The organism is Curtobacterium sp. YC1 (assembly GCF_016267665.1).
Classification (GTDB): domain Bacteria; phylum Actinomycetota; class Actinomycetes; order Actinomycetales; family Microbacteriaceae; genus Curtobacterium.
Genome location: NZ_CP066341.1, coordinates 1,481,287 through 1,494,731 on the forward strand (window position 1 = coordinate 1,481,287; position 13,445 = coordinate 1,494,731).

A 13,445-nucleotide genomic window follows, 5' to 3' on the forward strand; every position below is an offset into this window, starting at 1 on the left:
GGCGGTGCCGGGTTCCGGTCCTCGGCCCGTCAGACCCGGATGTCGTCGTAGTCCTCGGGCAGGGCGAACGGCGCGAAGGTCTGCATCATCGGGTCGACACGGTCCTGGGCGCGTGCGACGGCCTGCTCCGCGGTCGCCGTGCCGAGCAGGACGCTCGAGCGCGCGTCGGCCAGGGCGTCCCACCAGGCACCGCCCACGGGCAGCGGCGGGCGGCAGGTCGAGGCCGCGATCGACTCGACGAAGTAGCGGATCGACGGCGCCGAACCCTCCGGGTCCTCGAGCGCGGCGATGTTCGTCGGGACGCTCGTGGCCGGCACCATGTAGGTCCGCTGGCCGCGTTCGCCCGTGAAGTACTTCATCAGGTCCCACACGGCCTTGGTCTTCTTCGACCCCTTCGGCAGGCACAGGGCGTACCCGCCGGACCAGGTGTACTCCGGATCGTCGGCCTGCTGCACCGGCAGGAAGGCCGTGGTCCAGTCCAGGTCGTCGGGGCCGTGGTTGTCGAACGTCTGGATGGTCGAGGGCACGCTCACCATGAAGGCCATGCGGTTCGCCAGGAACGCGGTCTGCCCGGGCGGGTGGCCGGTCGGCTCGTAGGTGGCGATGAAGGTGTCGGCGGCCTTGTAGCCGTAGCGTCCCGCCCAGTCCTCGTAGAACTCGAAGACCCGCCGCACGCCCGGGTCGGTCATCGTCATGTGCGAGGTCTGCTGGTCGTAGTACGAGGCACCGAGCCCCAGGCCCCAGGTGAACGGCCATCCCTCGCCGTACCAGGGGAGCAGGCCCACGTGCGTGTAGTCGACACCGGAGCGCTTCGTGACGCGCTCGCTGACCTCCCACATCCGGTCCATCGTGACGGGTCCGTTCCGTTCCCAGTCGAACTCGTCGGGGTCGACGCCCGCGTCGCGGAGCATCGTGCGGTTGACGAACATGCCCCGGGCGTCGGTGTCGTGCGGCAGGCCGTAGGTCTTGCCCTCGTAGGTGACCTCGCCGACGGCGAAGCCGAGCCACTGCGCCAGGAAGTCCTCCTTCGACTGGTCCTCGTACTGCGCGATGAGGTCGTCGATCGGTTCGATGAGGCCGATGGCCGCGTACTGGGCCGCGCTGAACCGGTCGAGCAGCCACAGGTCCGGTGCGGTGCCGCCGCGGACCGCGGTGATGATGCTCGTCGCGTCGCCGGTGCCCTGCGACGGGACGACGTCGACGTTCACCGTGACCTCGGGGTGGAGTCGCTGGAACTGCTCGATGACCTTCGTCTGGAACGGGACGAACGTGCCGCCCACACCCCAGAGCGAGACCTCGTCGGGGTTTCCCCGACCCGGGTTGCTCGCACACGACGCGGCGAGGAGCGCGAGGGCTCCGGCACCGACCGTGGCGGCGGATCCGCGCAGGAAGGTGCGGCGGTCGAATGCGCTGGTCACTTGAAGCTCCCGATCTGGACGCCCTTCAGGAACGTCCGCTGGAACACGAAGAACAGGACGACGAGCGGCAGGATGATGAGCACCGACGCCGCCATCAGCTGGTTGAACTGGAAGTCCTCGGAGTTGGTGAGGCGGAACACCTGCAGGCCGATCGACAGCGTCTGCACGTCCTGGTCCTGTAGGTAGATGAGCGGCCCGAGGAAGTCGTTCCACGCTCCGACCGCGGCGAAGATGCCGACCGTGACGAGCGCCGCCCGCGCCTGCGGGAAGACGATCGTCCACAGGATCCGCCACTCCGACGCCCCGTCCATCCGGGCCGCGTCGAGCAGGTCCTTCGGCACCTGCAGCAGGAACTGCCGGAGCAGGAACGTGTAGAACGCCGACCCGAACATCGCCGGCACGACGAGCGGCAGGAACGTGTTGATCCAGCCGAGCCGGGCGTACAGGTCGAACATCGGGATGAGCGTGACCGGGAACGGGATGAACAGCGTCGCGAGCACCACGTAGAAGAGCCGGTCGCGGCCGCGCCACTCGATGCACGCGAAGCCGTAGGCGATCACCAGGTTCGACAGCACCGAGAAGACGGTCACGAGCGCCGTGATGACGAGCGTGTTCCGGAAGAACGTGAGGAACGGCATCGCCTGGACGGCCTGGGCGAAGTTCCCCCAGTCGAGCCAGTGCGGGTACCAGGTGGCCGGGAACGCGCCGAGCTCGGTGTTGCCCTTGAGGGCGGAGATGACCATCCAGTAGATCGGCACGAGGAACAGGACGCTCATCGCGATGAGGATGATCCGGGCCGTGACGGACGACCAGACGGACCGAACGGAACCGTCGGCGTTCCGGGAACGGCCGCGGTCCCCACGGGTGGCGGCGGTCGTGACGGACTCGGTGGTCACGGGGGTCTCGGTGGTCACGTCGTCACTCCCCGGTCACGTCGTAGTTGACGAAGCGCTTGGACAGCCAGTAGACGAGCCCCGACAGGAGCATGCCGGCCAGGAACAGCAGGACGGCCATCGCACTCGCGAAGCCGAGCTGCGCGTAGCTGAACGCGTTCTTGTACAGGTAGAGCATGTAGAAGAGCGTCCCGTTGTCCGGGCTGCCGAGGCCGCCGGTGCCCGACGAGATGACGTACGCCTCGGTGAAGACCTGCAGCCCGTTGCTGATGCCCGTGATGAGGTTGAACAGGATCACCGGCGACAGCAGCGGCAGCGTCAGCGCGAAGAACTGGCGGACCGGACCGGCGCCGTCGACGCGAGCAGCCTCGTAGAGCGTCTTCGGGATCCCGCGCATGCCCGCGAGGAAGATGAGTGCCGCGTTCCCGGCACCCATCTGTGCGAGCGCGATGATCACGAGCTTCGCCGTCGTCGGGTCGCCGAGCAGGTTCGTCGCGGGCACGCCGAACACCTTGAGGGCCTGGTTCACCAGGCCGGTCTGCGGGTTGACGAGCACCACGAAGATGAACGCCAGCGCGAACGTCGGGATGAGCGACGGGATGTAGAGCGCCGTGCGGTACCAGCTGATCTCGCGGACGTCCTGGTTCATGGCGATGGCGATCACGATCGCCACGACGATGCCGAGCGGCACGGCGATGGCGGCGTAGAAGACCGTGTTGCCGACGGCGGTGTGCACGAGCGGGTCGATGAACGCCGCGGCGTAGTTGCCGAAGCCGACCCAGGTCGCCTCCTGCATGCCCGAGTACCGGGTCAGGCTGATCGCGAACGAGTACACGAGCGGGTACCCGACGAACACGAGCACACCGATGATCCACGGTGAGACGAAGGCGAGTCCGAGCCGGACCCGGCGCTTCTCGGCGGCGGTCCAGGGATGCCGCTCGTGTGGCCGTCGTCGCGGTGGCGTGCCCCGGAGGTCGGTGGTGGGTCTGGCTGCTGCTGTCGTGCCGGTCCGTGTCGTCGTCGTCACGAGCGCCCCTTCGCGTCCTGGCCACCCCAATGTGGCCGATCGGTTCCGTCCATTCGATGGACGAAACCGTTCGGGTGCGATGCTAAAGAAGGGCCGCTCGTGGGGTCAACCGTCCGGACTGCTCGTGGTGCAGGGCAGAACCGGGCGTGCGCCCCGCCGCGTCAGTGGGCCGGCAGGCGGACCCAGTCGCCCGTGGCCTGCCAGGCGGTCGCGTCGAAGGAGAAGACGCTCCCCATGCCGGGCTGGTCGAGGGCGCGGGTGATCGGCACCCCGCGCAGGTGGGCGAGGAGGAGTGCGCCCACGGCGCCGTGCGAGACGATCGTGACGTCACCGGCGGCGCAGTGCGCCTGCACGGCCCGGACGATCCGCGCCTGCGCGTCGACCGCGCGCTCCCACCCGCGGACGGACCGCTCGGGCTCCGCGAAGAACGCGTCGACCACCGCGTCGAACGCGGCCGGGGGCAGGTACCCCGTGGCGCTGCGGTCGATCTCGCCGAGCAGCGGGTCGCGGTCGACCGGCGTGCCGACCGCCGCACCGAGCACCTCGGCGGTCTCGACCGCCTTGCGTTCGGTGCTCGAGACGATGCGGCGGTCGCCGGGTCCCCACGCCAGGGCGGGTGCCTGCGCGGCGCGGCATCGGCCCTCGGGGGACAGTCCCCACGACCCGATCGGTACGGCGGGGTCGACGACGACCTCGGCGTGGGTCAGGAAGGACGACACCATCCGGCGATCCTCGCACGGCGGCGCTACCGTGGCCGCATGACAGCGCATCGCGTGACCGCCCCGGGACCCCCGGCGGACGGCAAGCCGGCGAAGGGGCCGGCGTCGTACTTCCCGAGCATCGAGCAGACGTACAGTCGGCCGGTCCAGGAGTGGCTGGACCTGGTCGCGGCTCGCCTGGACGACCGCCGGCACATGGAGGTCGTCGCCTGGCTGAAGACCGAGCACGGTCTCGGACACGGCCACGCGAACGCCCTCGTCGCGTACGTCCGGCAGGCACTCGGGTCCTGAGGGGATCCGCTGTCGGTGGTCCTGCCTAGCGTGAGGACGTGGTCGAACCCGTCGATGCGTGGTGGCGCCGCCGGCAGTGGTCGCGCGGCCAGCAGGTGCCGTACGCCGTCGGGCAGTTCCGCGCCGACTGGGCCTCCTACCCGGTGCTCATCCGCCAGTACCACCCGGACCGGAACCACGGCGTCGTCCTGACCCAGGTGCCCCCGGCGGCCGAGGTGCTCCTGACCTGGGAGTGCGACGTCGGGCACCTCTTCGTCGCGACCCCGGCCGAGCAGCGCTCCCGTCCCGGCCGCGAACGCCGGCGATCCGTCTGGTGCCCGGAGTGCGCCGTGCAGGCGAGCCCGCAGCGCTGGCCGGTGCTGCCGTCGGACTGGCCGGCCGCCGTGCCGGTGCCCCAGCGGGTGGTCCGCACCACGGGACGGCAGACGCTCCCCGCCGCCCCGGCGCGCGGTGTGCCGGCCGGAGCGGTCGCGTCGAGCCGGGCCGGCGGGCGGCGACCGGCCGCGGGTGCCCCGAGACGGACGGCTCCCGCCGCACCACGCACGATCTGCCCGAAGACCCCGCGCCTGCCGTCGGGGGAGTCCTTCACGAGCGTGTGCGCCCCCGCGCCGGCCTCGGCGGTCGAGGCCGAGCTCCGGGCCGCGCTGTCCGAACGGTTCGCCTTCACCGAGGGCCACTCGGCGATCCGGCTGGACCGCCCGTTCTTCGACCACGTCGAGGTGTGGCCGGACATCCTCCTGCCCGAGCTCCGCGTCGCCATCGAGTACGACTCGACCGGACGCCACGGCCTCGAGCACGTCGGCGCGCGTCAGGACACGGACCGCCGGAAGGACCGCGCCGTCCGGGCCGTCGGGTGGGAGGTCGTGCGCATCCGCACCGGCCGGCTGCCGGCGATCGGGCCGTACGACCTCGAGGTCTCCGGGATCTCGGGCCGCACCCTCGCGCGCCTCGCGGACACCCTGCGCGAGATCCGCGGTGCCCTGTTCGTGGACGCGTACGCGCGATGACGGGACCGATGTACCCCGGATCACCCTTCGGGGTACAGGACCGCTGTGAGGCCCCGCGCACGACCGGTAGGCATGCATGGTGATCACCGCCTTCTGCCTGCACGCGCTCGGCGCGAGTTCCGAGGAGTTCGCCCTGCTGCGCTCCGAGCTCGCCGGGGACCTCGACCTCATCGGCATCGACCTGCCCGGCTTCGGCCGCAGCCCGGCGTCGTCGGGCACCACGGTCGAGGAGATGGCCGTCCTGGTCGAGCGCGCCGTCGGGGCGAGCGGCGTGACGGAGTGGGTGCTCGTCGGCCACTCGATGGGCGGCAAGGTCGCGACCGTCGTCGCCGACCGGACGATGTCGGGCGCGAACGGGCTGTTCGGCCTCCGCGCCGTGGTGCTGCTCGCGGCGTCGCCGCTGTCCCCGGAGCCGATGGACGACGAGCGCCGCCGGACGATGCTGGCCTGGGCGGCGGACGGCCCGATCGCACCCGTGCACGCGGAGGAGTTCGTCGCCGCGAACACCGCGTCCACCCTGTCGCCGGAGCGCCACGTGACGGCGGTGCAGGACGTCGAGCGGACCGACCCGCGTGCGTGGACCGACTGGCTCACCCGCGGCAGCCGCGAGGACTGGTCGGCCGCCGCGCCGAACCCGGTGCCGGCCCTGGTGCTCGCCGGTGCCGAGGACGGCGACCTGGACGCCGACGCGCAGCGGGCCCTGACGCTCCCGCACTGGCCGGACAGCGAGCTGCACGTCGTGGACGGTGCCGCACACCTGCTGCCGTGGGAGCAGCCCGCGGCGGTCGCAGCACTCGTCCGCGACTTCGTGCACCGCCGCCTGGTCGGCAGCCCCGTCGTGCCCGTCGACCACGCCCGGGTGATCGCCTCGCCGCGCGTGAGCGCCCGCACCCGGGGGCTGCTCGCCGAGCGGGCGCTGCCGGACGACCCCGCCGCCGCACCGCGCGCGCTGACCGACGTGCAGCTGCAGACCCTCCGTGCGATCGCCCGCGTGGTCGTGCCGCAGCCCGGTGACGCGCAGGTCGACCTCGCCCTGCGCGTCGACGCCCAGCTCGCCGCGGGCCTCGGGGACGGCTGGCGACCGGACGGCATGCCCGCCGACGTCGACGCCTACCGCGCGGCCCTCGACGTCCTCGCGGCGCCGGCACGCGACGGCGCCCTCGACCGAGCGCTCGAGGCGGTGGCCGTCGGCCGCTACCGGGCCGACGGTGCGCTCGACGCCGAGCAGCTCCGTGCCTGGTTCGAGGACGCCAGCGTCGACCTCGTGAAGCAGTGGCTCGCCCACCCCGCGACCATGGCGGCCATCGACTTCGACGGCTACGCGAACGGCGGCGACGGCGTCCGCAAGCAGGGCTTCCAGCTGTTCGCCGCGGACACCCGCGAGGCCTGGGAGCCGGACGCCCCGACCACCACCCACCCCACCGCACCGACGACCGGAGCAGCACGATGAGACTCGACGGACAGCGCACCCACGGCACGGACGACGTCGTCGACGTGGTCGTGGTCGGCACGGGAGCCGGCGGAGCACCCCTGCTGGCCTCCCTGGCGCGCCGCGGCCTGACGGTCGTCGCGCTCGAGGCCGGCCGCAACACCGAGCCGGGCGACCACGTCCCCGACGAGGTCGCGGCCCCCGGCGACATCAACTGGATGGACGACCGCCTGAGCGGCGGCGGCGCCCCCACCGCCTTCGGCCCGAACAACAGCGGCACCGGCGTCGGCGGGTCGACGCTGCACTGGGGCGCGTTCACCCCGCGTCCGAGCGAGCACGACCTGCGGCTGCGGACCGAGACCGGTGCGGGGCAGGACTGGCCGATCAGCCACGCCGAGCTGACCGGCTGGATCGAGCAGGTCGAGCACGACGTCGGCGTCGCCGGCCCCGAGCACTACCCGTGGGACCCGTCCCGCCGCTACCGGATGCGCCCGCCGGCCCGGAACGCGTCGTCGGACATGATGATGCGCGGCACCGCCGCCGTGGGCATCACGGCCACCGACGCCCCCGTCGGTCTGACCACCGAGGACCGCCACCAGGAGCACCACGGCCTGCGGCAGGCGTGCGTTTCGTGCGGTTCCTGCCACCAGGGCTGCCGCAACGGCGCGAAGGTGTCGATGGACACGACGTACCTGCCCGCCGCGGTGGCGTTCGGCGCGGAGATCCGTCCGGAGTCGTTCGTGCACGGCATCGAGCTCGACGCGGCGGGTCGGGTCGAGGCGGTCGTGTACACGAGCGGCGGCCGCGAACACCGGCAGCGCTGCCGTGCCCTGGTGCTGGCCGCCGGCGGCGTCGAGACCCCCCGGCTGCTCCTGCACACCGGCGTCGCGAACGGCAGCGGGCAGGTCGGCCGGAACTTCACGGCCCACGGCGCGACCCAGGTGTGGGCGCGGTTCGACGAGTCGATGCGCTCGTACCGCGGCTACCCGTCGTCGATCATCACCGAGGACTTCGTCCGCCCGGCCGACGCCGACTTCGCGGGTGGCTACCTGATCCAGAGCCTCGGCGTGCAGCCCCTGACGTTCGCGACCACGCTGGTGCGCGGCGGCGGCCTGCGCGGGGCCGAGCTCGTCCGTGCGCTGCAGGACTACCCGTTCTCGGCGGGGGTCGGCATCAACGCCGAGTGCCTGCCGTACGAGCAGAACCGGCTGGAGCTGTCCGACGAACTCGACGAGCACGGCGTGCCCCGGGCGCGGGTCACGTTCACCCCGGGCTCCAACGAGGAGGCCATCCGTGCCCACGCCGTCCGGACCATGACGACGATCGTCGAGGCCGCCGGGGGCAGGGACGTCCGCGTGCTCGAGCGCACCGCCCACACCATCGGCACGGCACGCATGGGCACCGACCGCGAGACCTCCGTCGTCGACGCCGACGGTCGCTCGTGGGACGTCCCGAACCTGTGGATCGCCGACAACTCGGTCTTCCCGAGCGCCGTGATCGCGAACCCGGCCCTGACGATCATGGCGCTCTCGCTCCGGACCGCCGACCGCGTGCTGCAGGCCGCCTGACCGACGGGTCAGCCGCGCAGCGCGAGCGCCTCGCTCGTCCACCGGGCGTGCAGGTCCCACGGGTCCTGCACCCCGGCGGCGACCGTGTCCACGTGGGCGAGCAGTTCCGGGGTGACCCGGAACCACTCGGTGCCCGGGTACCGCGATCCGGCGAAGGTCGCGTGGCGTCGGCGTTCGAGCGTGCGGTCGCCGCGTTCGAACGCGAGCAGGTCCTGGTGGGGGATGGCCGCCAACCGCTGCCGGGGGTTCGTCGTGGTGCCGATCTTGATCCGGTCGCCGAAGTCGTCGCGCATCCGCAGGTAGTACACGACGTCCACGCGCGGGGGAGCGAGGTCGCCGTCGGGCACCTCGCCCCACCGCCACTCGCAGCGCGCGCACACCGTGCCGGACGGGTAGCGGACCCCGGTGCGTGAGCCGCAGAGCGGGCACGGGCCGGGCAGGACGTCCTCGACACCGGCGTGCTCGGCGGCGAGGTCGGCGACGAGCACGACGTGCGCGCCGCACAGCGGGACGCCCGTGAGTCCGGGCGCGGGCACGCCGGCGCAGCCCGGGACGCAGCACGACGAGGTGACCATGTCCGGAACGCTAGCCGCGGCCACCGACGTGCCGCGGGCCTCCGGGCCGACGCCGACGGCGTGCTCAGTCGGCGAAGATGACGCCGACGGGCTCGCGCTTCTCCTCCTGGAACCGGTCCTCGCCGCGACCGACCGCCCAGTACGCCGACAGCGACATCTCGGACTTCTCGAGTCCCCAGTCGTCCTGCAGCAGCCGGCGGATCCCCTTCATCGCGGTCCGCTCGCCGTGCGCGAAGACCTGCACCGGCCGGGAGGCGCGGGGCAGCGCCCGCGCCGTCTCCAGCAGGAGCGTGCCCGGCTGGGCGCCGGTGGCGTCGCGGTGCAGCCACCGCAGGTCGACCCCGGCCGGGTGCGGGACGTCCTGCTCGTCGGCCGGACCGGCGACCTCGACCAGGGCGACGCCCGTCGCGGTGGCGGGCATCGTCTCGAGCGCGGCGCCGATGGCGGGCAGGGCGCTGTCGTCGCCCAGCAGGACGTGCGTCACGGCCGGGTCGACCGACGGCGCGTAGCCGCCGCCCGGCCCGGACAGTGCGAGCCGGTCGCCGGGCTGCGCGGACGCTGCCCAGGGTCCCGCGAGCCCGTCGTCGCCGTGCACGACGAAGTCGATCGCGATGGTCCGCGTGGTGTGGTCGACGGTGCGGACCGTGTAGGTGCGGCGGGCGGGCCGGTCCTGCTTCGGCAGGGTCTCGCGCAGCGCCTCGAGGTCGTACGGCGGTTCGAGGCCCAGCGACGGCTTCGCGAGCAGGAGCTTCACGTACTTGTCGGTGGCGGCGAGCCGGTCCGGGTCGGCCTCGGCGACGAAGTCCTCGAAGGCCGGACCGCCCAGGTGGACCCGCACCATGTGGGGCGAGAGCCGCTCGGTGCGGTCGACGACGAAGACGTGCTGGGGGCGTTTCGGCTTGGCGCTCATCGCGGACTGCTTCCTCTCGGTGGTCGGCGGCTCCTGGGTGAACCCTGGTGGACGCGCCGCAACTGAGGTTAGCCTCACCTCATGGACACGACCGTCACCCCGTTCTCCGAGGTGCTGCGACGACGCACGCAGCGCTCGCACGGCGACCCGGCCGGCAGCGGCTTCCTGCGGGACCTGCTCGGTGGGCGTGACGTCGACGTCGCCGACCACGCGGACCTGCTCGGCCAGTACGCCTTCGTGTACGACGCCCTCGAGCGTGCGGCCGAGCGGATGGCGGACCACCCGGTGGCGGCCCCGTTCGTGACCTCGCAGCTCACCCGCATGCCCGCCATCCGTGCGGACCTGGAGTACCTGATCGGCCCGGACTGGTCGGAGCTCGTGTGCCCGCTGCCCGCGACGACCGCCTACGTCCGGCGGCTCAACGAGGTCGCCGCGACCTGGCCGGGCGGCTTCGTCGCGCACCACTACACGCGGTACCTCGGCGACGTGTCCGGCGGACAGCTGATCGGCCGGCTCCTGGGGGAGCGGTTCGGGTTCGAGACGAACGGCGTGCTGTTCTACATCTTCGACCAGGTCGCCGACCCGAGCGGTTTCGAGGAGACCTACCGTGCGCAGCTCGACGCGGCGCCGTGGTCGGCCGAGGAACAGGAGCGCGTGATCGCCGAGGTCGAGCTCGCCGCCGCACTCGACCGGGGGCTGCTCGCCGGTCTCGACGCCCGCCGCGGTCCGAACGCCGGGCCGACGGCCGTGCCGGTCCTGGCCTGAGCCCCGTCGCCCGACATCCGTCGGGGCCGGGTGGTCCGTCCGGACGGTCGACGTCATGCGACCCCGGGGGCCGATACGCTGCTGGGACCCGGGAGGAGCCTCCCGGACGACCACGGAAGGACTCCATGACGGCCATCGACGGAGCGACGCGCCACGAGCGCGCGCGGGACGACGTCAGCGGCGCGGTCGACAGCGACCTGCGCGCCGACGTGCGGTACCTCGGCAACCTGCTCGGCCGGGTGCTGCGCGAGAACGGCGGCGACGAGCTGCTCCACGACGTGGAGTCACTGCGCGCCGCGGTGATCGACGCCTACGAGGGCGACCACGCCGAGGGCGCCGCACGCGCCCAGGCGATCGTGTCGGCGATGTCGGCCGAGCGGGCTGAGGCCGTCGCGCAGGCGTTCACGACGTACTTCCACCTGACGAACCTGGCCGAGGAGCACCACCGCGTGCGCGTGCTGCGCCAGCGCGGCGACGACGGCGGCACGGCGGGCGACTCGTTCCCCGCCACCTACGCCGAGCTCGTGTCCGAGGTCGGCGAGGCCCGGGCTGCCGAGCGCCTCCGCAGCCTGCGCTTCCACCCCGTGCTCACGGCGCACCCGACCGAGGCCCGTCGGCGCGCGGTGACCACCGGGGTCCGGCGCATCACCGACCTCATCGACGAGCGCGACCGCACCCGCAACGCGACGGCCCGTGCCGAGAACGAGCGCCGGCTGCTCGAGGAGATCACGACCCTCCTGCGCACGTCGCCGCTCCGCACCACCCGCCCGACCCCGCTCGACGAGGTCCGCACCGCGATGAGCGTGTTCGACCAGACGCTGTTCGAGATCGTCCCGCAGGTCTACCGCCTGCTCGACGACCGGCTGCAGGGCGACGACGCCGGTCGCGCCCCCGTGGTCGCCCCCGCGTTCGTGCGGTTCGGCACCTGGATCGGCGGCGACCGCGACGGCAACCCGCACGTCACCGCCGAGGTCACCCGCCAGGCGGCCGAGATCGCCGCCGAGCACGTCCTGCTCGGGCTGGCCCGGGCGACGACCCGCATCGGCAGCGCCCTCACGCTGAGCGCGACGGACACCCCCGCCGACGCCGGGCTCACCGCGCTCGTCGCCGCACAGGAGTCGCTCGACCCCGCCATCGCGGAACGCATCGGCGTCCGTGCGCCGAACGAGACCCACCGCCGCGCGCTGCTGTTCGTCGCCGCCCGGATCGACGCCACCCGCACCGGCACCGCGCCGCTCGCGTACGACGGCCCCGAGGCGCTGCTCGTCGACCTCCGCACCGTGCAGTCGTCGCTCGTCGCCGCCGGTGCGGTCCGTCCGGCGAACGGCGAGCTGCAGAACCTCATCTGGCAGGTCGAGACCTTCGGGTTCCACCTGGCCGAACTCGAGGTCCGCCAGCACTCGCAGGTGCACCGCACGGCCCTGGCCGAGATCCGCGCCGGTGGCGACCTGAGCGAGACCACGGAAGAGGTCCTCGCCGTCTTCCGCACGATCGCCGCACTGCAGGCGCGCTACGGCGTCCGCGCCGCGCACCGCTACATCGTCTCGTTCACGCAGTCGCCCGCCGATCTGGCGAACGTGCACGAGCTCGCGGCCGCCGCGCTCGGCTCGCCTGAGGCAGCGCCCGTCCTCGACGTCATCCCGCTGTTCGAGACCTTCGCCGACCTGCACGCCAGCGTCGACATCCTCGACGAGGCCGTGCGCACCGAGGCGTTCCAGCGCCGCCTGGCCGTCACGGGTCGTCGTCTCGAGGTCATGCTCGGGTACTCGGACTCGTCGAAGGACGTCGGCCCGGTGTCCGCGAACCTCGCGCTCTACGAGGCGCAGGCCCGCATCGCCGACTGGGCGCGCGACAACGACGTCGAGCTCACGCTGTTCCACGGTCGGGGCGGATCGCTCGGACGCGGCGGGGGACCGGCGAACGAGGCCGTCCTCGCGCAGCCGCCGGGGTCGATCGACGGGCGCCTCAAGCTCACCGAGCAGGGCGAGGTCATCTTCGCCCAGTACGGCGACCAGGACATCGCGGCCCGGCACCTCGAGCAGATGGCCTCGGCGACGCTGTTCGCCTCGTCGCCGTCGAACGAGGCCCGCACGGCCGACGCCGCGAGCCGGTTCACCGACCTGGCGCAGCAGCTCGACGACGTGTCCCGGGCCGCGTTCTACGACCTCGTGAAGGCCGACGGCTTCGCACCGTGGTTCGCCCGCGTGACCCCGATGGAGGAGATCGGCCTGCTGCCGCTCGGCTCCCGTCCGGCGCGCCGCGGCCTGTCGGTGGAGTCGTTGGAGGACCTCCGCGCCATCCCGTGGGTGTTCTCGTGGACGCAGGCGCGCATCAACCTGGCCGGCTGGTACGGGCTGGGGTCCGCGCTCGAGGCCGTCGGCGACGTCGACGTGCTCCGGGCAGCCGCCGCCGAGTGGCCGCTGTTCGGCGCGATGGTGAAGAACGTCGAGATGTCGCTCGCGAAGACCGACGAGCACATCGCCCGCCGGTACCTCGAGCTCGCCGACCGCGACGACCTCGCCGCGAAGGTGCTCGACGAGATGGCGCGCACCCGTGACTGGGTGCTCCGCATCTCCGGTGGCAGCGACGTGCTCGCCGACCGCCCGGTCCTCGCCCGCGCCGTCCGTCTGCGCAGCCCGTACGTCGACGCGTTGTCGCACCTGCAGCTGCGCGCACTCCGCGCCATCCGGACGTCCGGCAGCACCGATCCGACGGACGCCGACCACCGCCTGCTGCTGCTCACCGTGAACGGGATCGCCGCCGGCCTGCAGAACACGGGCTGACGCCCGCGCGGGACGGACGGGAGGCCCGTGGCGACGCCGCCACGGGCCGCCCGTCCGTCT

Annotated in this window: 12 protein-coding genes; 6 read left to right on the forward strand and 6 right to left on the reverse strand. The window is 72.9% G+C overall.

Going from position 1 to position 13,445, the window contains the following annotated elements; genetic code table 11:
• Window positions 1–29: 29 nt before the first annotated feature.
• The 4 genes from I8920_RS07035 to I8920_RS07050 all read right to left on the reverse strand — a co-directional run bounded on the left by I8920_RS07035 (window position 30) and on the right by I8920_RS07050 (window position 4,060).
• Entirely contained in the window at window positions 30–1,418 is a 1,389-nt protein-coding gene (locus tag I8920_RS07035) for an ABC transporter substrate-binding protein (protein WP_198658412.1), read from the reverse strand.
• On the reverse strand, window positions 1,415–2,332 hold the full coding sequence (locus I8920_RS07040) for a carbohydrate ABC transporter permease (protein WP_225558936.1): 918 nt from the start codon (window positions 2,330–2,332) through the stop codon (window positions 1,415–1,417). Before I8920_RS07040 ends, I8920_RS07035 begins: the two co-directional genes overlap by 4 nt.
• A 4-nt stretch (window positions 2,333–2,336) precedes the next feature.
• Window positions 2,337–3,338 (reverse strand): carbohydrate ABC transporter permease, encoded by a 1,002-nt coding sequence (locus I8920_RS07045; RefSeq protein ID WP_198658413.1) that lies wholly within the window; start codon window positions 3,336–3,338, stop codon window positions 2,337–2,339.
• A gap of 161 nt (window positions 3,339–3,499) precedes the next feature.
• On the reverse strand, window positions 3,500–4,060 hold the full coding sequence (locus I8920_RS07050; protein ID WP_198658414.1) for a histidine phosphatase family protein: 561 nt from the start codon (window positions 4,058–4,060) through the stop codon (window positions 3,500–3,502).
• Between the two features lie 36 nt (window positions 4,061–4,096).
• Here I8920_RS07050 and I8920_RS07055 point away from each other — a divergent pair, with 36 nt between their 5' ends.
• From I8920_RS07055 to I8920_RS07070, 4 genes are all read left to right on the forward strand, one after another.
• A complete protein-coding gene (locus I8920_RS07055) occupies window positions 4,097–4,348 on the forward strand; it encodes a DUF4287 domain-containing protein (RefSeq protein ID WP_198658415.1) in 252 nt (83 codons plus the stop codon).
• 38 nt (window positions 4,349–4,386) lie between these two features.
• Window positions 4,387–5,355: a zinc-ribbon domain-containing protein gene (locus I8920_RS07060; RefSeq protein ID WP_198658416.1), complete on the forward strand. Its 969-nt coding sequence runs from the start codon at window positions 4,387–4,389 to the stop codon at window positions 5,353–5,355.
• 79 nt (window positions 5,356–5,434) lie between these two features.
• Window positions 5,435–6,805 carry an alpha/beta fold hydrolase gene (locus I8920_RS07065; RefSeq protein WP_198658417.1) on the forward strand — a complete coding sequence of 457 codons (1,371 nt, stop codon included), beginning with the start codon at window positions 5,435–5,437 and terminating at the stop codon, window positions 6,803–6,805.
• Complete coding sequence (locus I8920_RS07070) at window positions 6,802–8,352, forward strand: GMC family oxidoreductase (RefSeq protein WP_198658418.1); 1,551 nt, start codon at window positions 6,802–6,804, stop codon at window positions 8,350–8,352. Before I8920_RS07065 ends, I8920_RS07070 begins: the two co-directional genes overlap by 4 nt.
• Before the next feature lie 8 nt (window positions 8,353–8,360).
• Here the strand turns inward: I8920_RS07070 and I8920_RS07075 are convergent, their stop codons facing one another.
• Window positions 8,361–8,927 (reverse strand): GIY-YIG nuclease family protein, encoded by a 567-nt coding sequence (locus I8920_RS07075; protein WP_198658419.1) that lies wholly within the window; start codon window positions 8,925–8,927, stop codon window positions 8,361–8,363.
• Between the two features lie 64 nt (window positions 8,928–8,991).
• The gene (locus tag I8920_RS07080) at window positions 8,992–9,837 is read right to left on the reverse strand and encodes a siderophore-interacting protein (RefSeq protein WP_198658420.1); all 846 of its coding nucleotides are present in this window, start codon (window positions 9,835–9,837) and stop codon (window positions 8,992–8,994) included.
• 81 nt (window positions 9,838–9,918) lie between these two features.
• Between I8920_RS07080 and I8920_RS07085 the strand changes: the two genes are divergently transcribed.
• Both I8920_RS07085 and I8920_RS07090 read left to right on the forward strand, forming a co-directional pair.
• Window positions 9,919–10,602: a biliverdin-producing heme oxygenase gene (locus I8920_RS07085; RefSeq protein WP_198658421.1), complete on the forward strand. Its 684-nt coding sequence runs from the start codon at window positions 9,919–9,921 to the stop codon at window positions 10,600–10,602.
• Between the two features lie 125 nt (window positions 10,603–10,727).
• Window positions 10,728–13,385 carry a phosphoenolpyruvate carboxylase gene (locus I8920_RS07090; protein WP_198658422.1) on the forward strand — a complete coding sequence of 886 codons (2,658 nt, stop codon included), beginning with the start codon at window positions 10,728–10,730 and terminating at the stop codon, window positions 13,383–13,385.
• Window positions 13,386–13,445: the final 60 nt, after the last annotated feature.